Below are 26,043 nucleotides of genomic sequence, written 5' to 3'. Positions count from 1 at the left end.
ATTACGAATTACGAATTATTTTGGTAGCCGAGATTTTCTAATAGTAATGTCACCCCTTTTTCGTTTAACTCTTGCCCCGTTAATTCGTGCCACTTTTGTTTGATTTCCTGAAAATGTGGTCTTCTCCCTAATTCTGTTGCCCATTTTCTAATTTCTTCGTACCAGTCAACCTGCTGCTGTGAGGATTGTTGATTATTTTTAGAACTATCAACAGTGTCACTATTCGGTTTGGAATCCTGTTTTTGTTCCAGACCTTTGATATCAAATTCCGGGATTAGGGCAACAAAAGGATTAGATCGAGTGGGAATTACTAGGGCATATCGAACTCCGGCTTTATCCAACATTTCGCAAGCCTGTCGCAAGATTTCAAGAATCTCCTTTTTAACGTTTACAAAGTCTTGGGGATGGTCAAGGATATAACTCGATGTTTGCCCCATCGCAATAAAGCAAACATTTTTCAAGGACGGGCGACTAAATCCAGTTTCTCCAGAGAGTGGGGACTGGCCCATAAATAAACCATGACCCTTTAATCCAGCAGTGAATTTGATGATATAGTTCCAAAAACCCTGCAAATCTTTGGCAGTATCAGCATCAACCATTCCTGGAAGTCCCTTGCCTCCTCCAAATACAGAGTCCACCTCATCTTGAGCAAGAAATAATTCGGGAACACCGTGACATTCACCACCAACAATTGATACTCTTGCTTTCTGTTTGTCAATTTGGTCTGTGGCAAAGATGACCCAATTTCTTAATTCTTTCATGCCGTCAAACTTACGGCTAAACTTGCACAGCCATCTGGTGACATTATCTTTTGGATCGCTGCCAATCACAATTGCTGGTGTTTGAGATTTTGCAGCAATTTTGTTGATAATCACGCCTGCTAAAGTTGACTTACCAGATTGTGTTCCACCAGAAAGGTAAAAATGGTGATTGCTGCAAAGAGTCATATTTTGATTAGATGCAGCATCACACAGTTCATCAATCCAAGCACCATCAATTCTGATGTAGTCAGGATAATTTGCTGCGATGGCTTGCAGAATTTTCATCGCACCCGGATTAATCACGGACTGCACTGATTCTTCATCAATGTCAGCAATATCGGGATTGGGAATACCAGTCGGTGAAGGTGATTGTTGTGCTGGTGGTTCTGGAAGTGTAACCAAACCTTGCAATTGATATTCAGCAATCCACCGGGGGCGCTCTTGCATTGGTAGCCGATTTACGTAATCAGCAACTCGGCGTTTGGCAGCGATCGCAGTCGTGACATAATCATAAACAGCCTCACCTTGTAAATGCTGTTTAAGTGCTTTCAGGTCAGCTTCTAGCAAAGACTGGTAAACTTTTTCCTTACTTTCGCTGATTTGGGCGGATACCCCAAATAAGCCAGCACTCACTGTTCCCGCACCAAGTAGCATCCCGGTTGTTATTCGGTCAGTATTTAAGAAAAAAGGAGCAGACAGGCATAATACTGCACTCGCTCCTAAAGAACATAAAATACTCCGTTCTGCATGAATGACGCTACTGGCAGTTAGACGTTGTAATTCAAATGGCATAAACTTATCTCACCCCCAACGCAACACCGGCTGCAACTAAAGTCAAGAAGACAAACAAGAATATCACTCCAGGCATTAACCCAATGGTGAAAGTCTTGCGGTTGAAACCAAAACCTTTAATAACTAAACCGCCAAAGTTGAATAACCCCAGAACTATGCAGCAGATGGAGATTATGCCAATAAACCAAAGAATGTATCGACTAACGGGGCTGGCAACAGATAGATAACCCATAAACATAGAAAAGCCAACCCCAGACACTGCATATCCTATATGAGAGAGCTTGATTTGCATAATCAGAATCCAGAAGTCAGGAGTCAGAAGTCAGAATGGAATTAACATAACTTGTTAGTAATTTGCTAACTTCTTCAAGTTGGTTAATTGCGTTTGCCATATCACCGTAATTTAAATCCCTAGCTAGGATTAAATAATATCTACTCTCTTCTAAAGAACCCTGTGCCGTGTTCATAAATCTTGCTTTATCTGCTCTCCCTTTTTTCTTAAATCCCTCAGCAATATTAGCGGCGATAGAAACAGATGCACGTCTAAATTGTGAGGATAACCCAAATATTTCTGACTTAGGAAATTGACCAGTCAGTTTATATACGTTCAAAACAAATTGATGTGCTTTCTGCCAAACTATTAAATCTTGAAATGTTTTTGCTGCTTGTCTCATTTATTCTGACTCCTGACTTCTGACTCCTGACTCCTGATTTAGAACCTGAAACTATCACCCACTTCATCAAATGCTTTTTCGTATCCCCCAAGTTGACGCTGCTGTTCCTGGGAACCGAAGGCATGACGAATTACCGCTTCCCCATGTAGCGCCCTAGTTCGCTGCAAATCTTCCTCAATCTTCATGGCTTCTTGGGAATATGCCAATTGGTTTTTATACATCTCTGCCAAAGATTGCAACTGCTTAAGCTTGTGTCGGGAGAACTTTGTATGTAACCACTTCTGTGCTTTTAACGTGCCAGCCACTTCTGCTTCATCCAGAACCTGCTGTGCAGTCGTGTAAGCTGGCAATGTGTAGCGATCGCGGATTGATGAAGGTAAATTACCCTCAATTTGGGTAGCATCCCCAACCCTTAAATCCGTTGATACTACTCCATCACCTTTACCGCCAAATAAACCAGGAAGCCATTTTCCTAACATTCCTTTCTCCCCTCTAACTACTAATTAAAGAATTCAGAAGTCAGGAGCCAGAAGCCAGAATAAAGAATTCTAGTACTGAATGAATAGACTATAAAGCATTAAATTTTCACTTTTCAAATCTACCTATTCAGTTCTCCTGAATTCTGACTCCTGACTCCTGACTCCTGTGTATAAGTCTGCTGAACTTGTGAGCCGATATATCGGGTTATGCCATATATCCCCATGAATGAAAACATCAGAATGGTAAAAGCTGCGATTGCAGTTTGAGCCATCATTCCCCGTTGCATCAATTCCTCAATCTGTCTATTGGAATGTGATCGCGCCTTTGACTCATCAATAATTTGCTGGACTACCAGGAATTCTTCTGTTGTCAGATTTTCTAGTGTCAGCCCTGACAGATTCAATTCCCCGTCCTTCTTCAGGTGAATATTTAATGCTTTGCGATGGGTTTGGTCTTGTTGTTCCATATATTGCCACGCCCAAAACGAGGGTCAATAGCAGCAGATTTAGTACTGCTGCTACCAAGATGAATTTATTCGGTCGCATTTGTTGGGCTAATGCCGAAAATACCCGCAACGAGTTCGTCACCGATTGCACGAAAGGAATCTACATCAGCTTCTTCCTCCATCGCCTTAGAGACAAACTTACTCACCACGTCCTTGGGGGCATTGCGGATCGTTGATAACAACTGGTCGGCTTTGTCGGTTGTGTAAGCATCAATCCCGACGTTGAGAACATCCTCCAAGGATTGAATTTCTTGATTTGAAACCTGAGATGCATGAGCGATCGCTCCTTGCAATGGAGGGGTGGATTTACGGCGGGGTGAGTTTTTACCTAACTTGCCATTGCCATTTTTGGACTTGCTATTGGTAGCAAGTTTCCCGGACGCAAGCCTTTGCTCAAGAATGTGTTGTGCGATTGTCTGTGCGTCAGAATCACTCAGTTGCTCAATGTCTGCACCAACTTCAACACAGAGTTTAGCAATTTCCTCAAAGCTTACTTCAATGTTATGAGGCTGTAAGAGTTGTTGGATTTTGTCCATGTAACCTCTCTGAGAATTATATACTCAAATATACCTCAATTTAATCGCTATTGATATGCAAATACGATGATATTGACCTATAATTAGAAAAATTTCTTTCACAAATGCAATGAATTTGGGATGATAATGTGATGAATCCACTCGCAGAACTTGCTACAGACATGACTGACCGTTACCAAATCACCATTACTCTTTGTAAAAAAGCTTATGACCAGTACAAAGAAGTTTCTGATTGGAAAGAAATTCCCATGGCCACTTTATTGCGCCAAATACTAGAACGTGAGCAAGAGTCCCCGGCTTTCGCTTCTTTATACAGGAGGGCTGCCGCCAAGGAATAAGAACAAAGGACAAACTATGGAAAAAAAATATCCCTTGGACTGGTTAAAGCTGTCTTGTGAAAAAGTTTATTGTTGTTCAATTACAGCGAGGACTTGGCGCAAATGGCTTCGACTGTGCCAAGTTCCTCAATATTCCCGTGAAGTTGAAACCGAAAAGGCTATCTGGCTTTTAACTTTGGCTTACATGAAAAAACTTAAGCCTTGTCAAAAATTTACTTTACTTCAGATTAAGTTCAAACTCAAAGAAAACCCTTGTTCAGAATTACATATAGCTGAAGCCATTTATGACTCTTGTTTCACTAATGCCAAAGGAGCAGATTTACCAGAAATTATTTTGAGAGTTACTGGTAAGCAAGTCGCTTTACGAACTCTCTATCGTTGGGCGCAAAAACAGCAAGTCACTTTTACTGTGAGAAAACGTTTAACTCGCCCAGAAGTTGAGCAATGGATTCGATGGGCTACAGCTTAATAAAAGTAGAAGGTTCAGCCGTCTCTGCTGTAGGCTATGGTGTACACACAAGTTATGGGAGCAAGTGTTTCAAGCCTTTTAGCCCCATAAATAGCCCACTTTTGGGGAACTGGAAACTCAATTGCTCCCCCTTATTTTAGGGCTAGGGCAACAAAACCGAGTTTTAGGTGGGGTTTCAAGACTTGTGTGTACACCATAGCTGCTGTAGAAGGGGTGTTAGCTGTAGAAGGGGTGTTATTTGTCAGTACTAACAGTTGAATCAAGAGGAGGGATTTGATCGGCGGTTAAGGTTACAACTTGACCATCTTGCCAAATACTAATAGATTCTCCTAAACGGCGGTGTCTTTCAATAGCCTTTTTCATAGCAAGTTTAACTCCTGCATCGATTTGGCTAGATAATTTTTCAGGAATTGACTTATTCATAGGTATTAATAGTAATTTGGTTCCATAGTTGGGGTTGATAAATTATCGGCTCTTGATTTAAAGGGCGTTCAGCTATTATCTGCAAAATGGGATTAGAGTTATCATAAACAATCCAGCGCTCACATAAGGGTAAATATAACTCAACCAAGTTTTTTCTTCCACGTTGATAGCGACGGTAAATAGCATCTTCAGGGATGTTGTGACCACCACTTTCTACCCGTCTGCGTACTCGTGCAATAGCTAATTCAGGGCTTTGTAACCAAAAGTAAATTAAATTTATCACATAACCTTGTTTTTTACATTCTCTTAAAAATCGGGCGAAATTACGAGCAGCTAAGGTTGTTTCAAATGCAAAATCGGTTTTAGCATTCACCAGAGTTTTTAGTCTTTCTATCATTAATCGCCCGGCTTGAATGGCTACAGATTCCGGGTTAAAAGGAGAAAGTCCGGCTGCTATTTCATCGGCGTTGACATATTCAAATACCTGTAGGAAATAAGGAAGAATTTGCAGCGCGGCGGTAGTTTTACCAGAACCATTTGCACCACCAATAATGTATACATTAGGCATCTTACGACTGAAATTAGGGTCTTAGCAATACTACACGCTCAAGAAGTCTAAGTTTCTGGTAAAAATTATTAGTAGGTTGCAAAGAGTTATGAATGCGGGGTAAGAGGCAATCACCTCTGTTTTTTTGTCCTCTATGTTTGGATGTCACAAAACAACCCTTCCGTGTCACAGTTAAAATGCCTCAAACCCTGATTATTGCGTTGTGACACCCTTCCGCTTTTCGTGCAACCCAGTTGTTTCTAGTGTCACAGCCTCTAAAAAAAATAAAGCTTATTTAGTAAGGGTTTCAGGCATTTAAAAGCGCTACCCTTCCGCTTTCCGTTCCGCTTTTTATTTTGAAGGCTAAAAAGGAAGAGTCAAAAAGCCTTGTAATGTATTCATGATAAGCTATTGAGGTGTCACAACTCAAAGCGGAAGGGTTGACGACGAATTAGAAAAACCCCCACTTTCTGCCTTGTTTATATTTCGGCCAACTCTTGCATCAACACTGTTATCTTTCGTTGGTAAGCTTCGATTTCTGCTGTGAGCAGCCTGTGTAATTCTTGTGTAGGAAGTGGTTGTACTTCATGTTCTTGCAAATCCTCTACTTCTTTATCTTTACTATTACTGCTAACTCGTACTGTGTATTGCCATGACCCATCGCTGGATTCAGCAAGTAAATTATTAGGCAATCGATATTGAATGCCAACGATAATTCCTTGTTTGATACGTTGTCCTAACGAATATTTAGGTGATGTCCAGTAATTAGGAATAGTGACAACTTTTGAAGTTTCCATGCGATTGCTCCTATTATTATCTTAATTGTGTTTGTACTACTCGCTGCTGCCTTTTCTTTACCAAAACCTGACCGATAGCTCCCCCAGTACCCAGCCCAAACATTCCTGTCGCAATCATGTACATTGCATTCTTGCCAAAAAATTGCACTCCCAAATACCCGATAGATATGGCCGCTAATGTGCCAGTGAGACTTACAACAATTACTTGTGCTTGATTCCGTTTCATAATTTAAATTTCCTTTGCTTAGTAGAGGTTATGAATCCTTCTTTTGCTTCACCAACACTGAACGCAAGTACTGCCGACAAGCTGCCTCTCCCCGATAAATCAGAATACGAAGCGCCTGTACTTCCTGTATTGGAGAAATACAAATCTCAGCGATGGCTGGAATTAAATTCTGTTGCTTCTGCACGTAATCTTGATGCTGCTGCTCTAACACAGCAATTTTGGAGTTTAACTGTTGTATCTGCCGTAATGCTTGAGTTAAGGATGATTCTTTGTTTTGAGAGCGATTATTTAAAGTTAATGTCATTTTCTTACTCCTCTAAAGATTTTTTAAATGTTTGCCAATCGGGGCATTTATCACCTTGCCAGCCTTCGGGATGAACAGCGCAATTGAAAAGTACACCGTTGTAAACAACCCCGTGGAAATGCTTGCAACCTCGGCAGGGAGTGGGAACAGGTCTAGGTTTTAATGATTCTTCAAATTGCGCTGCCTCAATCCGACTACCGATAAACATGGTTAATCCAGTTCCCATCATGCTGCAACACAAAGCCAACCTAGCGCTTATATTGGGATGATTTGCTTTTGTTTGCCACAGAAATACAATGCCACTGAAAACAGTGGAAAGTGCGAAAGTGGTAATAGCAGATTTAAGAATCAATTGCTTTGTGTTCATATTGATTACAGCGAGTTTTGGAAATATCACGTACTGAACCGGAATCAATGAGTGCTAAATTTGACTTAGTTAGTTGCTTAGTGCTGGCGAACTTCTCATGATCTGAGCAAGTATCACCTTCTACCCCATACGGATGAATCACACAAACGAGCTTTACTTTCCCATATTCAATACCATGAAAATTCCGGCATCCTTTGCAAGCCTTTGGTTTCGCTTTGAGTCTTTCCTCTAAAGTTCTGTCGATTTGTTCTTCAATTTGAGTTTTCAACAGACGATCTAGAGCTATTGTTTGCAATCCAACTCCCCCTAGCATCAGGGACAAGCCAGAAATCCAACTTTTTGCACCCTCTTCCGCAATTGCTCCTTTAACACCGATAATGATGCCGATCGCCATTGCCGTTGCTCTTGATGCTGCGACAAAAACATTTAAATATTTAAGCTTTGACATTGGTTTTTCTATCTATTGTCGAACAAAATAAAATTCTGTACAACTTTAATTTCTTGCTTCATACCCTGATTCTCCTTGTTGAGAAAATTGCTCCACCTGATCAATTGCGTCTACTATTTCTCCCAAAATATTAAACGCATCATTTAGCACTACATTGTTTGATGTAGAAAAGTACTCGGACGACTGAAGCCTGCGATAATCCTTACTACTCCCCACAAGCCGCAACGTATATTGACATCCTTGTAAAATAGTCCGAATCTCTGCTGTGGTTAATTTGATTTCCATTATTGTTTATCTCCCTAAAATTTATCTCGTTGAATACTAAAACTTGCTCCAATCAAAGCACTGCCCAAAAAGCCTGAAAAACTAACTAACATCATCCCCAAGCAGGTCTTTTTCTGTTGCTTCCAACCAGAGATGATTATGTTGGGATTATTAGTCTCGATAATCTCCATTCCCCAGCAGCCCATCGCCCCTACTCCTGCAAATCCGGTAAAAAGTAGAGAGATAATTGCAGTTGTTTCTATGGTGCGATCAAGAAAAATCCTGGGATTGAATCTTTTTCGAGTCCGGCGTAGAACTAATTTATTACGGCTATTTGAAGGTAAAGATGATTGATGAGTTACTTTATGGGTTTTCATTTTGCTTCGTCTAACTCCACAAAAAATCCTGCACCTGTATTTGTCACTTTTACCAGATTGCGATTAACTAACGTTTGAATCACCCCCAGACTAAAATTTATACTGCTTGACGCTCTGTGGTCTAAAGACACACAGATTCTCTAAGAGCTTTTGCCGTATCTCTTAGATATCCGATTGTCAGCCACTGTATACTGGGTTAAATCAAATAAACTTAACTGAATATTCAATGACTCATAGGCATGGTTCCTGGACTCCCCACCCATCGGCAGCGATATCTTCACAGGCATAACTTTCCGAGAGTCCCCCGGTAGAGTCTTTTTAATGTTTTTGGGGAAGACTAATCCCACACGTTTTGCAATTGTTCGAGAAGCTTTTGTGTCAGCATGTTGTGTGTATCCGCAATTAGTACAGAGAAATTTTTCTCCACTGCGATTACTCTTGTCAGTATGTCTACATTGTGGACATTCCTGACTGCTATGCTTGGGATTAACTAGGATAACTGGTTTACCAGATTTAGCAGCTAACCAAGCAATTTTGGCGAATAAATCACCCCAAGCACAATCAAGGATAGCCTTGTTTAAACCACTCTTGCGACTAGCACCATTTCTCTTATACCCGCCTTTTCCATCATGCTTAGGCTTGGCACGTTTGACCATCGCCTTTATGTTTAGGTCTTCACGCCCAATAGCATCAGCAGTTTTGACAATTTTACTAGCTGCTTGCCAATTGTAGCCGTCTCGATGTTGTGCTAATTTATGTTGTGTTCTGGCAATTCTAGCGTATGCCTTGTTTTTGTTTTGAGAACCCTAACGTTTGCGGCTTATGGCACGTTGACGCATAGTTAAACGTCTAGATGTTTTGATGTTAGTTGTCACTCTAATATTTTCGACAAAACTACCATCTGACAAAGCTACAAGCTTATTCACACCAAGATCAATCCCGACTACTGATTTGATTTGAGATATTGGCTTTTCTTTTGGTACTTCTTGGGGTATTTGAACTAACATCGATAAGAACCAGTAACCACCTGTTCTTTTAACAGTACAAGTTCTTACGGTTTGAATACTGGTTAAATCTCGACTATTGTGCATTTTGACATTGCCAATCCCTGGAAGATAGACAATGGCATAATTATCTTTAATTGTCTTAAGCTTAACCTGTCCTGGTGAGTAATTGAAACTATTCAAAGTTCGTAAATAACGTGGAAATCCTTTACCATGCCGCCAAAAATTTGTAAACGCAGTGTCTAATTTTAGGATGTTCCCCTGCAAAACAACAGCACTAATTTCACTAAAATGTTTGAGTTTACGTCTTAACCTCGTTGTTACTTTTATCTGGATATTAGAAGCACTATCCCACTTGATAATAGATGACGATGTTTTCAGAGCAATATTTAGATCAGTTGGAATAACACCATGTTTCAACACAGGGCAAGTTAGGGGACAATACCCACCATATTCGACTCTGGTTTTCAGAGCGCAGTAACTACCCCAAGCATAATTAACTGGTTGATCAGCATTCTGATTATTAGTATTGTATCCAATCTCTCGTTCTCTAAGTGCATAGTTTCTATGCTTCCTGAGAGTGATTAACCACTGCGACATTTTTGCTTGTTGAAGCTGACAGGGCTTTAACTTAAAGTTCCATCGGACTAGCACCTTTGTTAACTCCTTTTTGGCGTAGAAATGTAGAATTTGACTTTTTCATGTTTTTGAAACTATGACTGTGACAAAGCCCGTGTTTGTTGTAGCTGCTTGTATTCATCCCAATTCCTGGGATTATGAGGTGATGACGTTGACTCTTCAAATTCCCAGTTCTGAGAATTGGTATCAAAAAACTCAATGGCTGCATCAAAACCACACTGCAAAAATCTGGTGTATGATTCTTCAGAACAAAGAATTGATTCGACAATTGCAGTCAAAAGTTTGAGATTGATTTCAGTAGCAGCACCTTCTTTATGGAGCCATTCAATTGTTTCTATTAACTGTTGTTTAGCAGATGCCGCAGTAGATGGTGGTAATGCGGCAATGGGAATAAAATCTGTTAGCTTTTTCATGTCTGATTTGCTCAAAAATTATCTAGTTCTGCAACACCTTCATCATTTGCCACTTTGCGCTGAGATTTGGCTTTGGTAATCTGGAATTCGTTCGCTTTAATTACTGGCATTGCAGCCTCTTTGACTGCTGCTTTTGCCTGGTAATAAAGAAATTGAACTACGCCTGAAGCATCTTCTTCGTCTTCGACTTGTGCCCAAAGCGAACAACCTAATTCGATTGATTCGTAGTTGCCCAAGTTGAATTTTCTTGAATAACTAACTGAGACAGTACCGATTTTCATTGACTTGTTTTTGCTGCTAGTTTATGTAGTGGCGACTCATACCAATTCGCAATTCGCAATGGGCTTCGCCCCGCGACGCTAACGCAATTTGCAATTAAGAAATTTAGTGAATTGGTTTCAAAGGTGAATCGCCTTTTTCGTGTCTAATTACCGCTTGTTACCTTGCGGCATAGCTGTCTGATTCTGCGCTTGCAGAGATGCCCGTGCCTCAGTCTCCGAAACCGGGGATAATGCTGGTGCAGTGACAGCATTACTAGCCCAGCGTTCATACGTTTCATTTGTTACCCAGTGAACTGTTGCCCCAGATTCCGCACCACTACGAATCATCTCTGCCGCTTCGAGCGCATCCTTCTCAAAGTCAGACTGTGGGTTACGGTACGACCATTGGATGAACCAGTACGTTCCCAACGTCCCTTCCACTTTTTGGAACTCCGCGCAGAAAATGTAGTTTTTCAGTACCGAAGCGATCACCTGATAACAGAATTCTTTTGGATCTCCGGGCATCCCTTCCTCGCACCACGATTGAAATGCGCGATGGGCGAAGTGATTGTACAATCCAGCGAAATTGTCTTTACTGCGGCGATGGATCAGGAAACTAAGCAGCATGGAAGCTGGGCCCTTAAACTGATCTTTGAGTCCGCCAGTGACCGGAATCACCCAGAGTTCGGTAAATGCCTCGTTAGTAAAATTCTCGTTGATTGTGAGTAAGCGGTCAGGGCGAGAAATAGCGATCGCAAAATCAGCCTTGTTACCTTTGAGATATCCTCCTGCTTGTGCTTCTAGAATCGTCAGTTTTGGGGGACAATCGAGAAGGAATTGTCCATATTCTTTAGCGCAATTTGCTTGTAGTTTCGGTTGGCTGGGTGGAATGAGAAAGACGCTATTGTTGATAATGATTGTTTCCATAATTGCGTTGTTGTTGCTAAAAATTGCGTTGATACTGGATAGTGTTCGACTTAGCTATTTATGACAGTGCAGGAATTGCTTTTAACTAATAAGTCAGCAGTTCAGCAATTTTGAATTGATAATGCGTGAATTTTGAACTGTTTTGACTTCAACGATTTCTTCGACACACCCCATTGCCTCAGTCAAATAATGCAGCACATCTCCCAAATGAGTTGCTGCTTCTGGATCAATCTTTTGATCAGCAATCAACTTGAGCCAGTTTTCATCTTGGGCAATCGCTTGAATCTTCTGGTAGCACGAGTTGAATTCTTTCAGTATTTCTATCGGTTCCATTGGTTTATTCTATGAATTGTGGTGTTCTATTTGGATAAAATTTAAATTTGCTCCTTGCCACACAGGTGGGTCTATCCTGCCCACCCGTTTCCTTACGCTGCAACCAAATCTCGAGTTTCTGGCACGTATCTCTTTAACCTTTCCCACTCGTCACTCGTGAGCGAATCGAATTGTTTATCGAGCAACTCTTCTTCCGTGGGCGGTTCTTCTTTAGTCGCTGTAAAGTAGCGTGTCATTGTCATAAATTCGTCTAGTCCAACTGCTGCATCTACAGCCTGGGCGTATCTTAGAGAATCCACTCCGTTAGACCAGTGCGTAATGTATTGAAATATCACCCCAATTATGGAATCACCTTTGTACACTCGATAGTTTCTGGGGCAGGCTCCGTCAGCGTAAACCAGCTTGTAGCCAGGAATCTCTTGCACCTCTGCATTGGGGTCGCTTGGAGAGAGGAGAATTTTGTCAAGAGACTCTTCTAACTCCGTATGTTGAAGAGAAAATGTGGTAATCATATTCTGTGTGTCATGATGATTTGGATTATCTACATTCCGTTGTCGTGGCGATTGCATTTCTCTTGGGCTGCGATCGCTTTTCTCACTTGTAGTACTAGAAATTCCTTACACCTCTGCATTTGCATCTTTAGCAGGTAGGAGAATTCTCTCGTGACAGTTACCTACTTGAAGCAAGAGGTTACTTGCTACACTTTGTGTCATGATTCACTTCATTAACGATTTAGCTTGAAGGCGATTGCATTTCTCTTGGGGAAGCAATCGCCCTTTCTCACTTCAGCAATTAAGCCGCTACTGCTGCTCGGACTCCCAGCAGCCCAATCACTTTTTCAGCACTAGCAGCCACACGATTGACTCCGTACTGTCTTGGTCTTGCGTACCAACCTTGTTGACTGCACCCGATGAAGCCGACAAAATGCCCATCTTGGTAGAGTGTGGTGCTGAATCCTAACCAATCTATCTCACCGTGGTACAGACCAAAAACAGTGCAGGCTTCCTCTAGTTCATCGCTCAATCGCTCGTTGCGCTCCAGGGGTGTTTCCGGTAGGGTCGCTTTGACCTCTGCAACTCTTGTAGCGAACCAGTTGCGGTCAAATGGTAGTCGTCCCCCTTCCACAAACTGCACCCATACCGTGATTCCGCCTTCGATCCAGATGGTGCGAACTGATTCGGGTTCCACTTCGATAATCTCGCCAATGATGCGGCGATCTCTGCTGGTGAGAGGGTCTTGGGTTGGAGCTACAGCTTCGGCTTGGGATTCGAGGTGGCTGTATAGTTCTGCTTGGGCTAAGGTTTGTTCATCAACAGAAAAATCGATGATTGCTTGCGGTGTATGTGTTATGTAGGTCATAATATTGATCTCCATTCAGTTGGATAAAAAGCGATCGCTCGGTTTACCAGACAGTAGCGGTCGCTTTTGTTATGTGTGCAAACAACGTTGTGGTTTGGCACAACGCTCTCAAAAAGATTTGGCGTAGCCATATATTTGCGACTCAAAGCCAGTGGCACTTGAGCAACACCAAAACAGGAGATACAGCGTATCAGGCGACGTGTACAACTTCAAACGCTTCAACTGCCGTCCGTCGTCCTGTCGGTAATTTCTTATTCAGTGCAAATCCATTTCCATGCTGTGTACCCCTCGCCTTCTCTGGTTGTGCCAGTGCCTCGACTACTCATCAAGCCGTCACTCTGGATTGCTGTCAAAGTTCAGATAGTGCAAACCCTTTATTGCGTCCGGGTGCAGGCAGTTTGCTTTCCCTTGTCCCATGTTTTATAGTATAGCTTAATAAGTTACACTTGTAAAGTCTCACTGAATAAGTAAAGCTGAATAAGTAAAGCTTGAAAACGGAGGAAAGAAGCGCTATGATTTGCTTACATTAATGGAGAAGTGAAGTTATGAACTTAATGCAAGTTACTTTGTCGGTTGATTTGCCTGGTCTAGGCACTCGGATTAGAGAGATTAGAGAGTCCAAGGGTCTATCCCCAACTTGGGTAGCAGCCCAGGCTGGTATGAGTGTTGGGAACCTCTATCGTATAGAAACAGAAGATGCAAAGTCTTTACCGCGTGAAACTTTGCGTAAGCTTTCTGATGCCCTTGGTGTAAATTTTGATGCCGAGGTTAAAGCTGCTTTAGTGCAAGAGATGGAATAATTTTTCTACTAATGATGCGGTTAGCATAAAGCAAACGTTATTGCCTCATTAGTATATAAATTTAGTAATTGTATTTTTTGCAACTAACAATCGGAGTAATTACTGGAATTATCTTTAGATAAATAGCACAACAACTAGAAGCGATCGCCCACCGTCCAAAGTTAGCGATCGCCTGCTCAATCCGTTAACGACAAAGTGAGCTAACTATAATGCTGACACATTTTTTGAAAAATCCCCCAAATCATCTGCTGGGTTCACTTTGGTTAAGCTGCACCACCCCAACTTTTAGGCATCTACCATAGTGAGCAATAGATATGCTGACACTAGACAGAGAACAAACAACAGCACTCGATTATAGTGTTGTCAACACCAGCATCCAGGAAACCTTCACCGCCATCGATAGGTTCGAGTGGCAAGCGGTAGATGAAATTCTCCAGATGAGGGAACAACAGCTTTACCTGCAAGCTGGATATAAAAACTTTGAAGAATACTGCCAGCGTGAATTATGCGCCTGGGGTGGATACCGACGAATCAACCAACTGCTAGGAGCCAAAAAGGTCATAGACGCAGTTGGTGAGTTGGGCGGACACATCAAAAATGAGCGCCAAGCTCGTCCACTGCTGCGGCTAGTCAAGGAACCAGAAAAACTAAAACAAGCTGTAACGATCGCTCTCAAAGATAACCCGTCCCCTGGTGAATCAGACTTTGCGGCTGCTGCAAATATTGTGGTTCCTCAACTTCCACGCAAAAAGCAATCTATTCAGGAAGCAATGGTTCCCAAAATTGAGGAACCAGTGGTTCCTAAATCCGCTAAAGTCACAGTTTCACAACAGTCACACCCAAGGTATGGAGATGAGGGAACCATTGAGGCAGACGCACCAAATCGCTGGCAGCAGATTGTCACCTTTGCTGATGGTGAGAGGTTGTTGATCAACAATGCTGATTTAGATACCCCAAGCGTTCCCTTCCCCAGAGAGCGCATTTACCCCACAGAATATACAGAAGCGATCGCTGCACTCAAAGAGCAACACCAGCAAGAGTTAGAGCGACTTTCCCAGGAATTGAGGATTGGTTTGCAAACAGAGGCCACAGCCAAAGCAGAAGAACAAGTGCAAGAGCAAATCCAATCTCTGCAACAACTCTTCAAACAACAGAAAGAAGAAAATATCCAGTTGCAGCAGCGTTTAGATGAGATGGAATCGCTACGGCAGTTGGAGACTGAAAATCAACAACTCCAGCAACGTATTCAGGAACTAGAACACGCCGTACAACAACGCCCTTCTCAAGAATGGGGAAATACCATGACCCAACAGGCAACTAGAGCTTTGAACAAGCAGGTAAAGCAAGCCTTGGAGAAAACTATTGATTTGCGATCGCTAGCCCAAGAACCGCCCAAGGAGAATGCCCAAGAATGTCTACGGTTGATGGGGATGGCGTTGAAGAACTTAGCCAGCGCCATGAACAACACCCAAGCACTCGAAGCGGCAGCGCTAATTCTGGGAAGTGAGCCGACACCATCAGCGATCGCCTACCGAGCCGAACAATTGGAAATGTTGCCCCAGGCGGTTAGTGATATTAGACGGGTACTGTCAAAACCTGGGTGTAGCTGGGAGGACTATTGGGCAGTGGCGCAAGAGTATGAGGTAATCAAACAGGACTACTGGGCTGAACTTTCCATTCAAGAAACTGATTTAATTACTGCTCTCCAGAACGCATCTACTGAACCGGACACAATTGGCATCGGCTCCATCGTTGCCCACGCTGACCTCTACCGCACTTTGTATGTGGAGAGGGGTGAAGTTGTAGAGGACTTGGGCGAAGAGTTGGTGGTTGCCTGGGATTGTTGGAAGGAACAATCGAAAAAGACTGATAGGTATTTCCGAGACGAATTGCGATTCTGGCAACCGGAAAAAGAGTAGGTGAAATTGTTGATTAGAGCGATTGCTTAGTTAAAAACTGTGCAATCACCCTATGAAAAGTGTCTCCGCCGCAAACGGTAGACAACAGCACGATTATAACAATGTAGCTAGTTGTACTACCAAATGTACTGATGATTTTTTAAACCGATAAATATCAAACCAAACTCTGCAATCGCTGTAGGGAAATTTCCGTGCGTCAACATAAATAGGAGATTGTAAAATGACCGCAACTATTACAAAACCCAGGCTCAAAAAGGCTGCTAGTAAACCACAATCCCCATATAAAAGGCTTCATGTGATTATTCCAATAGAAGATATGTTGTGGACATCGCAACAAAAGCCTTCAGTTACGCAACTGTGGCAGGAATGCTGGACGGCTGACCCCTACGGTTCTCGGTGGATGCCTCTAACAAGTGCTTTGGGGTACAGTACTTTTATCTCTGCAAAGAAAATTCTATCTGACAGTGGTTTGTTCATTTTCAAGCCAGACAAGTCAATTCAGGATGGCCGCGAGACGATGAGGTGGACTGTCAAAAATCTACATGGAAGCAGAATTAGGGACTTTTGGGAGAAAGCCAATTCTTTTAATCAGCAATCAGATTCTCAAAAACAAGAACTAAATGCTGAAAAACAAGAACCAAGTGCTGAGATTTCAGAGATAGATGCTGGCTCTGAAGAAATGGGTGCTTTGTATGAAGCATCTATTTTAGGTAAAAGTCAGTCAGAACAAGCGTTCCAGAAACCCTCACGAACTGGTCAGAAACTCCTCACAAACTCTTCAAAAGAGATTGTGAGGAGTGTTTCTGACACGCTTACAGAAAATTCGCGTGTAGAGGAGACGGCTCACGCGCCCTTGGGGGGCGCTTCGCCTAAGACTGTCGAGAGCGTGTCAGAGAATGAAGTTGACTTGCCTGTGGCAATGAACTGCACGACACTAGCGCTTGTGGATGCTGCACTGAGTCAACCTGTTCCGTTGTTGGCTGAAAAGCAGGACTGTGGTGTTGAGGCGATATTCCCTCATGAAGAGACTTGTTCCGCCGCGCCCGTTGCCCAAAATGAATTTTCTTCAAGTTTAGCGATCGCTAATCAAACACCGGGGCAAGTAGAACAGGGAAATTCAGCTTTGTTGTCAGGAGAAAACCAAGTCTTTAGTGTTGAAGTGAAAGTGGATCATGAGGGTAAAAGTTCCGCCGCGCCCGTGCCAAATCCTGAAAAATGGTCACATGAGGCGATTGTTGCAAGGGCAAACGCACGACCACAGCGTATGCAGAAACTGAAAGTAGCAGCGAATTCGGGGGAAAATCCGGGGTTTGATTTCTTGCAAGAGTGTTGGGATGATGACCCTGCTTTGCAGATTTTGATCAAGAAGCTGCTGGCGAAGTTTCCGCAGTGGGGGTTGGTTGCGGTGGAAAGGGTGCTTGTGAAGTGGCAAGAGTAGCAAAGATTCTGTACCCGTCGACAACTTGAAAATGCTCGAGTCGTGCGATCGCACAATGGTGCCATGTCATTTCATTCTTCTCTAAATCTCAACATTGACCAAAAGTCCGTCACTTTTAAGTAGCTGACCGCTCAGGATAATCAAACCTTGAGTTTCTAAATAGTGAAGCACTTGGTTAACACATTGTTCAACAGTAAATCGATCGGTTTGACAGATAATCTCTGGATTTATTGGTTCTTCGTAAGGGTAGGAGATCCCAGTAAAATGTTGAATTTGTCCGGCTCTAGCTAATGCGTAAAGTCCTTTAACATCAAGGGATTCACAAACGGCTATAGGAGCATAAACGTAAATTTCGATAAAGTTGGTAGAAGTTTTTTTGAGTTCCTCTCGAACTTGACGATAGGGACTGATGGCGGCAATGATCGCAATTATGCCATTACGACTAAGTAAGTTAGCCCAAAGCCAATCCGACGCACATTTATATCTCGGTCTTGTTTGCTGAAGCCTAGACCTTGTGAAAGATAGATGTGAACTATATCACCATCTAGAATTTCTGTTGGGTAACTTCGCGTTTGCAGTTTTTGGTCTAGATTGTGAGCAATCGTTGTTTTGCCAGCACCACTTAACCCAGTTAGCCAGAGAATTGCACCAAGGTGTTTCATGTTTGATTTAATACATAATCATCATATAGCGGTTTGCCGACGAGTGAGCTAGGTGGGGGCGGGTATCAGCACCAGCACCGTCGATTAACAAAGGAGTCTGTACCCCCCCAACGAAAAAGTTCTTTCTGCCCTCTGCTTCCTACCTTCTTCAACAATTATCTCAAAACTAATGGTCTATCCCATTAGTAGGGGCAATTCATGAATTGCCTCTATATTTCATAGCTTGATGCATAAGTCCTAAATTTATTTCTTGTAAATCCCTTATATGAAGCTTGCATGAACTTGATTTTTGCTTACGTAAGGGTGTCGTCAGCTTCTATTGATAAAATTTACTTATGTAATTTTGGCAAAAGTCACTACCACAGAATGATTTATGGGACAACAAGAAAATGCGTTTTCATCAATTTTAATCAGCAAACAAAATATATTCAGACAAAGAATAAAGTTAATATAATGTTTCTTTAGCAATGTATAAGCTTTTACAAAAACTTATATCTTCAAGATTTGGTGAAGCAGTTTATGTGATTCTACTTAAGAGATAATTGAAGAGGCAAAAAACCTACATCGGGATAGGATAATTTTTTATCCTCCTCCCTGGTAGAAAAAATGAATCAAAATCCTGTAACTGCAACTAATAGCTTAGAAATAAATGCCTCACGGCAGTTCACCCCTTGGTTGTTAGAACAGAATCTCAGTCTAGCTTTCACTACATATCAAGCAGGTAAATTATTTTTCATCGGCTTGCAACAAGGCGGCAAACTATCAGTATTTGAGCGCACCTTTGAACGCTGCATGGGTTTGTATGCCTATGGCAGCAGTTTGTATATGAGTTCGCTTTATCAATTATGGCGCTTTGAAAACATCCTACAACCGGGGCAAGTTCACGACAACTACGATGCTGTTTATTTGCCCCAGATAAGTTATGTGACGGGAGACTTAGACATTCATGATATCGCCCTGAGTAATTCCCCATTCCCAAAGGGGAAAATTCCCAGTGGTGGCTTAAATGATTCAGAGAATCTGATATTTGTCAATACCTTATTTAGCTGTTTAGCCAAAGTTAGTCCCACCCATAGTTTCATTTCCCTGTGGCAACCGCCATTTATTAGTAAATTGGCAGCAGAAGATAGGTGTCATTTGAACGGGTTGGCAATGCGAGATGGTCAACCCAGATATGTCACTGTTGTTAGTCAGTCAGATGCAGCAGAAGGATGGCGGGACAAACGGGCTGATGGTGGTTGCGTCATTGATGTGGAGAGTAACGAGATAGTAATTAAGGGGCTTTCTATGCCCCATTCTCCTCGGTGGTATCGAGACAAATTGTGGTTACTCAACTCTGGGACAGGGGATTTTGGCTACGTAGATTTGGAACGAGGCAGCTTTGAACCCGTGGCTTTTTGTCCGGGATATATGCGTGGTTGTGCATTTCATGGCAACTTTGCGATCGTGGGGATTTCTCAGCCCAGGCACAACAAGACCTTTAGTGGTTTGCCCCTAGATGAGAAATTACAACAAAAAAACGTCGAACCTCGGTGTGGGCTACTGGTGATTGACCTGCGGACTGGAGATATTGTGCATTCTCTGCGAATAGAGGGAGCCGTAATGGAATTATACGACGTGGTGGCACTACAAGGGGTGCGTCGTCCAATGGCGATCGGCTTTAAGAGTGATGAAATTCGGCGGATGGTGACGATGGGATGAGTCTAGAGGTGAAATTTCACGTTTCTAAACTCGATAAACAACACAACTTGGAGAATCAACAATAATGGCGAATGCAGTTTTAAATTTATCTGACCTCAACGGCAGCAACGGCTTCGTAATTAACGGCATTGATAAATTGAACTACTCAGGCCGCTCTGTCAGCAGTGCGGGGGACATCAACGGCGATGGCTTCGATGACCTGATTATCGGGGCAAGAAGTGCCGACCCCAACGGTCAGGATAGAGCAGGGTCAAGCTACGTGGTCTTTGGCAGCAGTAGTGGGTTTGCAGCTAGTCTCAATCTCTCCTCACTCAATGGCAGCAACGGCTTTGTAATTAACGGCATTGATAAATTGGACTACTCAGGTCGCTCCGTCAGCAGTGCGGGGGACATCAACGGCGACGGCTTCGATGACCTGATTATCGGGGCAAATCGTGCTGACCCCAACGGTCAGTATGATGCCGGGGAGAGCTACGTGGTCTTTGGCAGCAATAGTGGCTTCGATGCCAGTTTTAACCTCTCATCCCTGAATGGCAGCAACGGCTTTGTGATTAACGGCATTGATGAGCTTGACAGCTCAGGGGTTTCTGTCAGCAATGTGGGGGACATCAACGGCGACGGCTTTGATGACCTGATTATTGGGGCATACGGTGCTGACCCCAACGGTCAGGAGTTTGCTGGGGAGAGCTACGTGGTCTTTGGCAGCAGTAGTGGCTTTACTGCCAGCCTCAACCTCTCTTCACTCAATGGCAGCAACGGCTTTGTGATTAACGGCATTAATGCAGATGATAACTCAGCAGGTGATAACTCAGGCGGCTCCGTCAGCAGTGCGGGGGACATCAATGGTGACGGCTTTGATGACCTGATTATCGGGGCATTACGTGCCGACCCCAACGGTCAGTTTAGTGCCGGATCAAGCTACGTGGTCTTTGGCAGCAGTGGGTTTGGAGCCAGTCTCAACCTCTCTTCACTCAATGGCAGCAACGGCTTTGTAATTAATGGCATTGATAGATATGACTACTCAGGCCGCTCTGTCAGCAGTGCCGGGGACATTAACGGCGATGGCTTCGATGACCTGATTATTGGGGCATCTGGTGCCAAACCCAACGGTCAGTATAATGCTGGGTCAAGCTACGTGGTCTTTGGCAGCAGCAGTGGGTTTGCAGCTAGTCTCAACCTCTCCTCCTTGAATGGAAGCAACGGCTTTGTGATTAATGGTATTGATAGCCGTGACTACTCAGGCATCTCCGTCAGCAGTGCAGGGGACATTAACGGCGACGGCTTTGATGACCTGATTATTGGGGCATTTGCTGCCGACCCCAACGGTCAGGAGTTTGCTGGGGAGAGCTATGTGGTCTTTGGTCGCAGCAGTGGCTTTGGTTCCGACTTCAACCTTTCATCTCTGGATGGTAGCGAGGGCTTTGTAATTAATGGTATTGATAGCCGTGACTACTCAGGCATCTCCGTCAGCAGTGCAGGAGACATTAACAGCGACGGCTTTGATGACCTGATTATTGGGGCACCTAGTGCCTCCCCCAACGGTCAGTCAGGTGCTGGGGAGAGCTACGTGGTTTTTGGCTTTGCATCTCCTACACCTACTAATAAACCTCCTGTTGCAGTTAATGACACAGTTAGCACCGACGAAGACACTGCCGTTAACATAGAGGTCTTAGATAACGATATTAACTCCCTAACGATTTCGGCTGTCAATGGTAGGACAGTTGTTGTTGGCACTCCCATTACCTTGAGTTCTGGTGCCTTAGTTACCCTTAATGCTGATGGCAGCTTGACCTACGATCCAAATGCTCAATTTGAAAGTTTGGCTGTCGATGAAAGCGGTACTGACAGCTTTACATACACCACCAGCAATGACAGCAGTTTAACTGATATAGCTAGCGTTAATTTGACCATTAACGGAGTCAATGATGCACCCAAGCTTAATTCAGTTTTTAACCTCTCCTCGCTCAATGGCAGCAATGGCTTTGTGATTAATGGCATTAATGCAGGTGACTATTCAGGTATTTCTATCAGCAGTGCGGGGGACATCAACGGCGACGGCTTTGATGACCTGATTATCGGGGCAAGAGATGCCCGCTCCAATGGTCAAATTCGTTCCGGGCAGAGCTACGTGGTCTTTGGCAGCCGCAGTGGGTTTGGAGCCAGTCTCAACCTCTCCTCGCTCAATGGCAGTAACGGTTTTGTAATTAACGGCATTAATGGATATGACTTCTCAGGCCAATCCGTTAGCAGTGCGGGGGATATCAACGGCGACGGCTTTGATGACCTAATTATCGGGGCATTAGGTGCCTCCCTCAACAGTCCCTCAGGTGCTGGGTCAAGCTACGTGGTCTTTGGCAGCAATAGTGGGTTTGAGGACAGTCTCAACCTCTCCTCCTTGGATGGCAGTAACGGCTTTGTAATTAACGGCATTAATAGATATGACAACTCAGGCAATCCTGTGAGCAGTGCGGGGGATATCAACGGCGACGACTTCGATGACCTGATTATCGGGGCAAATCGTGCTGACCCTAACGGTCAGTATGATGCCGGGTCAAGTTACGTGGTCTTTGGCAGCAATAGTGGGTTTGGGGCCAGTTTCAACCTTTCCTCCTTGGATGGCAGCAACGGCTTTGTAATTAACGGCATTAATGCAGGTGACTTCTCAGGCTGGTCTTTGAGCAGTGCGGGGGATATCAACGACGATGGCTTTGACGATCTGATTATCGGGGTATATAATGCCGATCCCAATGGTCAACTTGGTGCCGGGGAGAGCTACGTGGTTTTTGGCAGCAATAGTGGGTTTGGGGTCAGTCTCAACCTCTCCTCACTTAATGGCAGCAACGGCTTTGTAATTAACGGCATTAATGCAGGTGACTTCTCAGGTCGCTCCGTCAGCAGTGCGGGGGACATCAACGGCGACGGTTTTGATGACTTAATTATAGGGGCATCTGGTGCCGACCCCAATGGTCAGTCTTATGCCGGATCAAGCTATGTAGTGTTTGGCAGCAGCAGTGGCTTTGGAGCTAGTCTCAACCTCTCCTCACTTAATGGCAGCAACGGCTTTGTAATTAACGGCATTGATATGGATGACCGCTCAGGCACTTCAGTCAGTAGTGCGGGAGACATCAACAGCGACGGCTTCGATGACTTGATTATAGGGGCATTTTTTGCCGACCCCAACGGACACTATAATGCCGGGTCAAGCTACGTGGTGTTTGGCAGCAACAGTGGGTTTGGAGCCAGTCTCAACCTCTCCTCACTTAATGGCAGCAACGGCTTTGTAATTAACGGCGTTGATACGAGTGACGGGTCAGGCGGCTCCGTCAGCAGTGCGGGGGACATTAACGGTGACGGCTTTGATGACCTAATTATCGCTGCATCAAGTGCCTCCTCCAACGGTCAACGTGGTGCTGGGGAGACCTACGTGGTCTTTGGCTTTGCCACGGTGGCTACCACCAACGAAGATACAGCCGTAACTATCCTTACTAGAGATATTCTACGTAGATTTACAGATTTAGATAATGATACTTTAAGCATTAGCAACTTCACTAACCCCACTAATGGCACACTAGCACTCAACGACAACAACACTCCAGACAACCCCAGTGACGACTTCTTTATCTACACCCCCAATGCCAATTTCAACGGCACTGACAACTTCACTTTCACTGTCGCTGATGGCAATGGCGGCAACACTACAGGTACTTTTAATCTCAACGTCAAACCAGTCAACGATGCACCTATTGCCGTCAATGATACTTTGACTGCTGGTTTTAATACTGCTACTACCATCCTTGCTAGTACCCTGTTGGCTAATGATACCGACATCGATAACAGTAACCTCAGTATTACTGCTGTAAGCGATGTAACTAACGGTACTGCTGTGCTAAATGATAATGGCACATCGAGCAACTCGGCGGATGATTTGATTGTGTTTACCCCATTTAATGGGTTGAGTGGCAATGCCAACTTCAATTACACCATTAGCGATGGTAGCCTGACTAGTACTGCTACGGTTGCGATCGCAGTTGGTACTAAGATTACTGGCACTAACCAAAACGATACCATTTCTGGCACTCCAGGAAATGATGCGATCGCTGGTGGCAAAGGCAATGATATTCTCACAGGCTTTGCGGGTAATGATACTTTTCTCTTCCGCCTTGGCGATGGGAACGACACCATCACTGATTTTGCTGGTACTGGTAGAGGCTCAAATCCATCAGCAACGGTGATTACCAAACTGGATACATTGCAATTTATCGGTAGTGGTTTAACTGCCCAAAATCTGCAACTTACTCAAAATGGGAATAACTTAGAACTCACCTTTTCAGATGCAGCTTCTGGCAAAGTTACTCTGCAAAACTTCAAATTAGAAAACCTGGATAATTTACCAGCAAATGGTTCACAACCTGCTATTGGTAATATCCTGTTTGATGAACAAACCAGTATAACTGACAGCTTTGATGTCTTCAATGCCAACTCCACTCAAACTAATCTCTTTAACAAGAACACCGTCACTTTTTTGAATGACCTTAACAATAACGTCGCGGGTTTTGACAATTCCAATGATGTGATTAATGGTCAAGGAGGTAACGACATCATCAATGGTAATAGTGGAAATGACCTATTACGGGGCGGTGAAGGCGATGATCTTCTCATTGGTGGAGAAGGCAATGATACTGTTGTGGGTGGCAAAGGCAATGATGTCCTTGTCGGTGGTGTGGGTGCTGACCTTTTCCTTTACAACAGTAATGCTGACTTTGTTGGTGTTGATGTGATCGCTGACTTCCAAAGCAGCAAAGGTGACAAGATTGTACTGGATAAAACTACCTTTAGTACAATTACTTCTGCTGCCGGAACTGGTTTTAGTAACATCACTGATTTTCAAATCACAAGTTCAGCAGCGACTAGCATGGCAAAAATTGTCTACGATCCTCTAAATGGTAAGTTGTTCTACAACCAAAATGGCAACGCAGCTGGTTTTGGCAGTGGTGGACTATTTGCAACTCTAACTGGTACCCCAACTCTCACTGCATCTGATTTTGTGCTGCAAGCATAGTTTGCTCAAAACCCGGAATGGTAGACATCTGGTGAAAAAGAATTGTTTTGACGTAGCACTGCTACGTCTCTACAAGTGTTATGGGTAACGCATATCTTTTTAAGGGGGGATCTTAAAATCCGCGTGTTGAAGAAACGGCTCATGCGCCCTTGAGGGGCGCTTCGCCTCAGGCTTTTGAAAGCGTGTCATACCATTTCACGAAATTATTGATACAAATAAATATCACTATTCTTGCTCCCCCTGCCTCCTCTGCTCCCCCTGCTTGTCATCTGTATCAATCTTAAAGTGAAACAGTATGACTGTGTTGTCCAGTATGCAGAGATATGGCGTATATCTGACCAGGTGCGTAGGCGTAGCCCGTCGTAGACATCGCTTTTCTGCTGACTTAATGACTGAAAATTCAGTTTCGGGTGTAGAGATCAAAGCAGCTCATGAGGGTGAAAGTTCCGCCGCGCTTGTCCCCAGTGCTGAAAAGTAGTCAAATGAGGCGATTGTTGCTTTTGTCAAATATACGACCGGAGCATATGCAGAAACTCAAAGTTGCAGCGAATTCCGGGGAGAATCCGGGGTTTGAGTACTTGCTCTCGTGCTGGAATGACGATCCGGCTTTGCAGATCGTGATCAAGAAATTGCTGGCGAAGTTTCCGCAGTGGGGGGTTGCGATTGTGGATGGGGTGTTGGTGGCTTGATATGAGTAGTAAATGCAGGAGTTTCAAAGCTTAAATATAAAGTTTTGTGATATTTTTTTGCTTTCTGCGAAAAAGGTAAATTTTGGAGTGAAAAAACAGTAGACCTGTAGCTAAGTAATAGATAGCGATTAACCTGATTTATACTTAACTAATTAGTGTAGCGTTATTGCTGTTCATAAAGGTGTGCAATGTTTAGTTGGCATTTTAGTCGTTGGGGAAGTTTATTGAGTATTCTCATAACTGGGGGAAGTATTTTGCCTGGGAGTTATGGGCTGGCTCAAATTGCTCCAAATGTCTCTCTTGACAATGGTTCTAATATCCAAACAGAGAATGACCTGAGCGTTATTGGAGGCAGTACTCTAATGAGCAATAACTTGCTTCATAGCTTCTCAGAATCTGTACCCACTATAGGATTAGTATTTGATTTTTGAAAAAGCTCCGTACATCTGAAGAGACGGAAAATCAAAAGTAGTATTTTGAATGAACCACTCAAACATCCACTTTAGATGAGAGAATTTTGGAATTAAAGCAC

General features: G+C 43.5%; 34 protein-coding genes and 2 pseudogenes. 10 read left to right on the top strand and 26 right to left on the bottom strand.

Going from position 1 to position 26,043, the window contains the following annotated elements; translation table 11 throughout:
• Positions 1-8: 8 nt before the first annotated feature.
• The 6 genes from IQ274_RS32665 to IQ274_RS32640 form a co-directional block, all read right to left on the bottom strand.
• The gene (locus IQ274_RS32665; RefSeq protein WP_194144769.1) at positions 9-1,553 is read right to left on the bottom strand and encodes a hypothetical protein; all 1,545 of its coding nucleotides are present in this window, start codon (positions 1,551-1,553) and stop codon (positions 9-11) included.
• Positions 1,554-1,557: 4 nt separating this feature from the next.
• Positions 1,558-1,845: a hypothetical protein gene (locus tag IQ274_RS32660; RefSeq protein ID WP_104902032.1), complete on the bottom strand. Its 288-nt coding sequence runs from the start codon at positions 1,843-1,845 to the stop codon at positions 1,558-1,560.
• Positions 1,846-1,861: 16 nt separating this feature from the next.
• Positions 1,862-2,227: a four helix bundle protein gene (locus IQ274_RS32655; RefSeq protein WP_194144768.1), complete on the bottom strand. Its 366-nt coding sequence runs from the start codon at positions 2,225-2,227 to the stop codon at positions 1,862-1,864.
• Between the two features lie 38 nt (positions 2,228-2,265).
• Positions 2,266-2,706 carry a hypothetical protein gene (locus IQ274_RS32650; protein ID WP_179069568.1) on the bottom strand — a complete coding sequence of 147 codons (441 nt, stop codon included), beginning with the start codon at positions 2,704-2,706 and terminating at the stop codon, positions 2,266-2,268.
• Between the two features lie 119 nt (positions 2,707-2,825).
• Positions 2,826-3,173, bottom strand: coding sequence for a hypothetical protein (locus tag IQ274_RS32645; protein WP_194144767.1), 348 nt, complete (start codon positions 3,171-3,173; stop codon positions 2,826-2,828).
• Between the two features lie 65 nt (positions 3,174-3,238).
• Positions 3,239-3,748, bottom strand: coding sequence for a hypothetical protein (locus tag IQ274_RS32640; RefSeq protein WP_194144766.1), 510 nt, complete (start codon positions 3,746-3,748; stop codon positions 3,239-3,241).
• A 131-nt stretch (positions 3,749-3,879) separates the two neighbouring features.
• On the opposite strand from IQ274_RS32640, the gene IQ274_RS32635 reads away from it, so the two are divergent.
• Positions 3,880-4,086 (top strand): hypothetical protein, encoded by a 207-nt coding sequence (locus tag IQ274_RS32635; protein WP_190884810.1) that lies wholly within the window; start codon positions 3,880-3,882, stop codon positions 4,084-4,086.
• A 16-nt stretch (positions 4,087-4,102) separates the two neighbouring features.
• The gene (locus IQ274_RS32630) at positions 4,103-4,555 is read left to right on the top strand and encodes a hypothetical protein (protein ID WP_194144765.1); all 453 of its coding nucleotides are present in this window, start codon (positions 4,103-4,105) and stop codon (positions 4,553-4,555) included.
• Positions 4,556-4,789: 234 nt separating this feature from the next.
• Here the strand turns inward: IQ274_RS32630 and IQ274_RS32625 are convergent, their stop codons facing one another.
• From IQ274_RS32625 to IQ274_RS32550, 17 genes and pseudogenes are all read right to left on the bottom strand, one after another.
• Entirely contained in the window at positions 4,790-4,978 is a 189-nt protein-coding gene (locus IQ274_RS32625; protein ID WP_104902037.1) for a hypothetical protein, read from the bottom strand.
• On the bottom strand, positions 4,971-5,546 hold the full coding sequence (locus IQ274_RS32620; protein ID WP_194144764.1) for a zeta toxin family protein: 576 nt from the start codon (positions 5,544-5,546) through the stop codon (positions 4,971-4,973). The genes IQ274_RS32625 and IQ274_RS32620 overlap by 8 nt, the downstream gene beginning before the upstream one ends.
• Positions 5,547-6,004: 458 nt before the next feature.
• Positions 6,005-6,322: a hypothetical protein gene (locus IQ274_RS32615; protein ID WP_194144763.1), complete on the bottom strand. Its 318-nt coding sequence runs from the start codon at positions 6,320-6,322 to the stop codon at positions 6,005-6,007.
• A 16-nt stretch (positions 6,323-6,338) separates the two neighbouring features.
• Complete coding sequence (locus IQ274_RS32610) at positions 6,339-6,548, bottom strand: hypothetical protein (protein ID WP_194144762.1); 210 nt, start codon at positions 6,546-6,548, stop codon at positions 6,339-6,341.
• A gap of 28 nt (positions 6,549-6,576) precedes the next feature.
• Positions 6,577-6,852, bottom strand: a complete 276-nt coding sequence (locus IQ274_RS32605) for a hypothetical protein (protein ID WP_194144761.1) — start codon at positions 6,850-6,852, stop codon at positions 6,577-6,579.
• Positions 6,853-6,856: 4 nt separating this feature from the next.
• The gene (locus IQ274_RS32600) at positions 6,857-7,219 is read right to left on the bottom strand and encodes a hypothetical protein (RefSeq protein ID WP_194144760.1); all 363 of its coding nucleotides are present in this window, start codon (positions 7,217-7,219) and stop codon (positions 6,857-6,859) included.
• Positions 7,194-7,667: a hypothetical protein gene (locus tag IQ274_RS32595; RefSeq protein WP_194144759.1), complete on the bottom strand. Its 474-nt coding sequence runs from the start codon at positions 7,665-7,667 to the stop codon at positions 7,194-7,196. The genes IQ274_RS32600 and IQ274_RS32595 overlap by 26 nt, the downstream gene beginning before the upstream one ends.
• A gap of 45 nt (positions 7,668-7,712) precedes the next feature.
• Positions 7,713-7,952 (bottom strand): hypothetical protein, encoded by a 240-nt coding sequence (locus tag IQ274_RS32590; protein ID WP_163938193.1) that lies wholly within the window; start codon positions 7,950-7,952, stop codon positions 7,713-7,715.
• A 14-nt stretch (positions 7,953-7,966) separates the two neighbouring features.
• A complete protein-coding gene (locus IQ274_RS32585; RefSeq protein ID WP_194144758.1) occupies positions 7,967-8,308 on the bottom strand; it encodes a hypothetical protein in 342 nt (113 codons plus the stop codon).
• Between the two features lie 140 nt (positions 8,309-8,448).
• Positions 8,449-9,102 (bottom strand): annotated as a pseudogene (locus IQ274_RS36995) (RNA-guided endonuclease InsQ/TnpB family protein); the annotation flags it as partial.
• A gap of 12 nt (positions 9,103-9,114) precedes the next feature.
• Complete coding sequence (locus tag IQ274_RS36990; protein ID WP_228058537.1) at positions 9,115-9,912, bottom strand: RNA-guided endonuclease InsQ/TnpB family protein; 798 nt, start codon at positions 9,910-9,912, stop codon at positions 9,115-9,117.
• Positions 9,913-10,025: 113 nt separating this feature from the next.
• Positions 10,026-10,364: a hypothetical protein gene (locus IQ274_RS32575; RefSeq protein WP_194144757.1), complete on the bottom strand. Its 339-nt coding sequence runs from the start codon at positions 10,362-10,364 to the stop codon at positions 10,026-10,028.
• An 11-nt stretch (positions 10,365-10,375) separates the two neighbouring features.
• Positions 10,376-10,645, bottom strand: a complete 270-nt coding sequence (locus IQ274_RS32570) for a hypothetical protein (RefSeq protein WP_194144756.1) — start codon at positions 10,643-10,645, stop codon at positions 10,376-10,378.
• A 147-nt stretch (positions 10,646-10,792) separates the two neighbouring features.
• Positions 10,793-11,551: a hypothetical protein gene (locus IQ274_RS32565; RefSeq protein ID WP_194144755.1), complete on the bottom strand. Its 759-nt coding sequence runs from the start codon at positions 11,549-11,551 to the stop codon at positions 10,793-10,795.
• 93 nt (positions 11,552-11,644) lie between these two features.
• Positions 11,645-11,884 (bottom strand): hypothetical protein, encoded by a 240-nt coding sequence (locus tag IQ274_RS32560; RefSeq protein WP_194144754.1) that lies wholly within the window; start codon positions 11,882-11,884, stop codon positions 11,645-11,647.
• Positions 11,885-11,976: 92 nt separating this feature from the next.
• Positions 11,977-12,396 carry a hypothetical protein gene (locus IQ274_RS32555; protein ID WP_228058536.1) on the bottom strand — a complete coding sequence of 140 codons (420 nt, stop codon included), beginning with the start codon at positions 12,394-12,396 and terminating at the stop codon, positions 11,977-11,979.
• Positions 12,397-12,676: 280 nt separating this feature from the next.
• The gene (locus tag IQ274_RS32550; protein WP_194144752.1) at positions 12,677-13,243 is read right to left on the bottom strand and encodes a hypothetical protein; all 567 of its coding nucleotides are present in this window, start codon (positions 13,241-13,243) and stop codon (positions 12,677-12,679) included.
• A 71-nt stretch (positions 13,244-13,314) separates the two neighbouring features.
• Here IQ274_RS32550 and IQ274_RS32545 point away from each other — a divergent pair, with 71 nt between their 5' ends.
• The 4 genes from IQ274_RS32545 (at position 13,315) to IQ274_RS32530 (ending at position 17,400) form a co-directional block, all read left to right on the top strand.
• Positions 13,315-13,674, top strand: coding sequence for a hypothetical protein (locus tag IQ274_RS32545; protein WP_163931040.1), 360 nt, complete (start codon positions 13,315-13,317; stop codon positions 13,672-13,674).
• Positions 13,675-13,788: 114 nt separating this feature from the next.
• Complete coding sequence (locus tag IQ274_RS32540) at positions 13,789-14,043, top strand: helix-turn-helix domain-containing protein (protein ID WP_012413141.1); 255 nt, start codon at positions 13,789-13,791, stop codon at positions 14,041-14,043.
• 314 nt (positions 14,044-14,357) lie between these two features.
• Entirely contained in the window at positions 14,358-15,962 is a 1,605-nt protein-coding gene (locus tag IQ274_RS32535) for a hypothetical protein (protein ID WP_194144751.1), read from the top strand.
• Positions 15,963-16,182: 220 nt separating this feature from the next.
• Positions 16,183-17,400, top strand: coding sequence for a hypothetical protein (locus IQ274_RS32530; RefSeq protein ID WP_194144750.1), 1,218 nt, complete (start codon positions 16,183-16,185; stop codon positions 17,398-17,400).
• A gap of 81 nt (positions 17,401-17,481) precedes the next feature.
• Here the strand turns inward: IQ274_RS32530 and IQ274_RS37890 are convergent, their stop codons facing one another.
• Together IQ274_RS37890 and IQ274_RS37885 are read right to left on the bottom strand one after the other, a co-directional pair.
• Positions 17,482-17,811, bottom strand: coding sequence for an adenylyl-sulfate kinase (locus tag IQ274_RS37890; RefSeq protein ID WP_322745409.1), 330 nt, complete (start codon positions 17,809-17,811; stop codon positions 17,482-17,484).
• Between the two features lie 17 nt (positions 17,812-17,828).
• Positions 17,829-18,062, bottom strand: coding sequence for an adenylyl-sulfate kinase (locus IQ274_RS37885; RefSeq protein ID WP_322745408.1), 234 nt, complete (start codon positions 18,060-18,062; stop codon positions 17,829-17,831).
• Positions 18,063-18,668: 606 nt separating this feature from the next.
• Between IQ274_RS37885 and IQ274_RS32520 the strand changes: the two genes are divergently transcribed.
• The 4 genes from IQ274_RS32520 to IQ274_RS32505 all read left to right on the top strand — a co-directional run bounded on the left by IQ274_RS32520 (position 18,669) and on the right by IQ274_RS32505 (position 25,942).
• Positions 18,669-19,763, top strand: coding sequence for a TIGR03032 family protein (locus IQ274_RS32520; RefSeq protein ID WP_194144749.1), 1,095 nt, complete (start codon positions 18,669-18,671; stop codon positions 19,761-19,763).
• A gap of 64 nt (positions 19,764-19,827) precedes the next feature.
• Positions 19,828-24,822, top strand: a complete 4,995-nt coding sequence (locus tag IQ274_RS32515) for a beta strand repeat-containing protein (protein ID WP_194144748.1) — start codon at positions 19,828-19,830, stop codon at positions 24,820-24,822.
• A gap of 295 nt (positions 24,823-25,117) precedes the next feature.
• On the top strand, positions 25,118-25,300 hold the full coding sequence (locus IQ274_RS32510; RefSeq protein WP_194144747.1) for a hypothetical protein: 183 nt from the start codon (positions 25,118-25,120) through the stop codon (positions 25,298-25,300).
• Between the two features lie 399 nt (positions 25,301-25,699).
• Complete coding sequence (locus tag IQ274_RS32505) at positions 25,700-25,942, top strand: hypothetical protein (RefSeq protein WP_194144746.1); 243 nt, start codon at positions 25,700-25,702, stop codon at positions 25,940-25,942.
• Here the strand turns inward: IQ274_RS32505 and IQ274_RS32500 are convergent.
• Positions 25,925-26,043 (bottom strand): annotated as a pseudogene (locus tag IQ274_RS32500) (IS630 family transposase); the annotation flags it as partial. The gene IQ274_RS32505 and the pseudogene IQ274_RS32500 overlap by 18 nt on opposite strands.

Origin of the sequence: Nostoc sp. LEGE 12447, assembly GCF_015206985.1 — a bacterium.
Taxonomy (GTDB): Bacteria; Cyanobacteriota; Cyanobacteriia; order Cyanobacteriales; family Nostocaceae; genus Nostoc.
The sequence above is the reverse complement of the archived record's forward strand: the minus strand, read 5'-3'. Positions and strand labels throughout refer to the sequence as shown.

What these genes read in the sequence shown, in the direction of transcription:
- IQ274_RS32610 (WP_194144762.1), bottom strand. Translation starts at nt 6,548, where the DNA reads ATGAAACGGAATCAAGCACAAGTAATTGTTGTAAGTCTCACTGGCACA.
- IQ274_RS32655 (WP_194144768.1), bottom strand. Translation starts at nt 2,227, where the DNA reads ATGAGACAAGCAGCAAAAACATTTCAAGATTTAATAGTTTGGCAGAAA.
- IQ274_RS32645 (WP_194144767.1), bottom strand. Translation starts at nt 3,173, where the DNA reads ATGGAACAACAAGACCAAACCCATCGCAAAGCATTAAATATTCACCTG.
- IQ274_RS32520 (WP_194144749.1), top strand. Translation starts at nt 18,669, where the DNA reads ATGAATCAAAATCCTGTAACTGCAACTAATAGCTTAGAAATAAATGCC.
- IQ274_RS32635 (WP_190884810.1), top strand. Translation starts at nt 3,880, where the DNA reads ATGAATCCACTCGCAGAACTTGCTACAGACATGACTGACCGTTACCAA.
- IQ274_RS32660 (WP_104902032.1), bottom strand. Translation starts at nt 1,845, where the DNA reads ATGCAAATCAAGCTCTCTCATATAGGATATGCAGTGTCTGGGGTTGGC.
- IQ274_RS32505 (WP_194144746.1), top strand. Translation starts at nt 25,700, where the DNA reads ATGTTTAGTTGGCATTTTAGTCGTTGGGGAAGTTTATTGAGTATTCTC.
- IQ274_RS32560 (WP_194144754.1), bottom strand. Translation starts at nt 11,884, where the DNA reads ATGGAACCGATAGAAATACTGAAAGAATTCAACTCGTGCTACCAGAAG.
- IQ274_RS32550 (WP_194144752.1), bottom strand. Translation starts at nt 13,243, where the DNA reads ATGACCTACATAACACATACACCGCAAGCAATCATCGATTTTTCTGTT.
- IQ274_RS32545 (WP_163931040.1), top strand. Translation starts at nt 13,315, where the DNA reads ATGTGTGCAAACAACGTTGTGGTTTGGCACAACGCTCTCAAAAAGATT.
- IQ274_RS32620 (WP_194144764.1), bottom strand. Translation starts at nt 5,546, where the DNA reads ATGCCTAATGTATACATTATTGGTGGTGCAAATGGTTCTGGTAAAACT.
- IQ274_RS32595 (WP_194144759.1), bottom strand. Translation starts at nt 7,667, where the DNA reads ATGTCAAAGCTTAAATATTTAAATGTTTTTGTCGCAGCATCAAGAGCA.
- IQ274_RS32605 (WP_194144761.1), bottom strand. Translation starts at nt 6,852, where the DNA reads ATGACATTAACTTTAAATAATCGCTCTCAAAACAAAGAATCATCCTTA.
- IQ274_RS32555 (WP_228058536.1), bottom strand. Translation starts at nt 12,396, where the DNA reads ATGATTACCACATTTTCTCTTCAACATACGGAGTTAGAAGAGTCTCTT.
- IQ274_RS32570 (WP_194144756.1), bottom strand. Translation starts at nt 10,645, where the DNA reads ATGAAAATCGGTACTGTCTCAGTTAGTTATTCAAGAAAATTCAACTTG.
- IQ274_RS32600 (WP_194144760.1), bottom strand. Translation starts at nt 7,219, where the DNA reads ATGAACACAAAGCAATTGATTCTTAAATCTGCTATTACCACTTTCGCA.
- IQ274_RS32565 (WP_194144755.1), bottom strand. Translation starts at nt 11,551, where the DNA reads ATGGAAACAATCATTATCAACAATAGCGTCTTTCTCATTCCACCCAGC.
- IQ274_RS36990 (WP_228058537.1), bottom strand. Translation starts at nt 9,912, where the DNA reads ATGTCGCAGTGGTTAATCACTCTCAGGAAGCATAGAAACTATGCACTT.
- IQ274_RS32650 (WP_179069568.1), bottom strand. Translation starts at nt 2,706, where the DNA reads ATGTTAGGAAAATGGCTTCCTGGTTTATTTGGCGGTAAAGGTGATGGA.
- IQ274_RS32515 (WP_194144748.1), top strand. Translation starts at nt 19,828, where the DNA reads ATGGCGAATGCAGTTTTAAATTTATCTGACCTCAACGGCAGCAACGGC.
- IQ274_RS32575 (WP_194144757.1), bottom strand. Translation starts at nt 10,364, where the DNA reads ATGAAAAAGCTAACAGATTTTATTCCCATTGCCGCATTACCACCATCT.
- IQ274_RS32640 (WP_194144766.1), bottom strand. Translation starts at nt 3,748, where the DNA reads ATGGACAAAATCCAACAACTCTTACAGCCTCATAACATTGAAGTAAGC.
- IQ274_RS32510 (WP_194144747.1), top strand. Translation starts at nt 25,118, where the DNA reads ATGACTGTGTTGTCCAGTATGCAGAGATATGGCGTATATCTGACCAGG.
- IQ274_RS32535 (WP_194144751.1), top strand. Translation starts at nt 14,358, where the DNA reads ATGCTGACACTAGACAGAGAACAAACAACAGCACTCGATTATAGTGTT.
- IQ274_RS37885 (WP_322745408.1), bottom strand. Translation starts at nt 18,062, where the DNA reads ATGAAACACCTTGGTGCAATTCTCTGGCTAACTGGGTTAAGTGGTGCT.
- IQ274_RS32585 (WP_194144758.1), bottom strand. Translation starts at nt 8,308, where the DNA reads ATGAAAACCCATAAAGTAACTCATCAATCATCTTTACCTTCAAATAGC.
- IQ274_RS32530 (WP_194144750.1), top strand. Translation starts at nt 16,183, where the DNA reads ATGACCGCAACTATTACAAAACCCAGGCTCAAAAAGGCTGCTAGTAAA.
- IQ274_RS32625 (WP_104902037.1), bottom strand. Translation starts at nt 4,978, where the DNA reads ATGAATAAGTCAATTCCTGAAAAATTATCTAGCCAAATCGATGCAGGA.
- IQ274_RS32665 (WP_194144769.1), bottom strand. Translation starts at nt 1,553, where the DNA reads ATGCCATTTGAATTACAACGTCTAACTGCCAGTAGCGTCATTCATGCA.
- IQ274_RS32630 (WP_194144765.1), top strand. Translation starts at nt 4,103, where the DNA reads ATGGAAAAAAAATATCCCTTGGACTGGTTAAAGCTGTCTTGTGAAAAA.
- IQ274_RS32590 (WP_163938193.1), bottom strand. Translation starts at nt 7,952, where the DNA reads ATGGAAATCAAATTAACCACAGCAGAGATTCGGACTATTTTACAAGGA.
- IQ274_RS32540 (WP_012413141.1), top strand. Translation starts at nt 13,789, where the DNA reads ATGAACTTAATGCAAGTTACTTTGTCGGTTGATTTGCCTGGTCTAGGC.
- IQ274_RS32615 (WP_194144763.1), bottom strand. Translation starts at nt 6,322, where the DNA reads ATGGAAACTTCAAAAGTTGTCACTATTCCTAATTACTGGACATCACCT.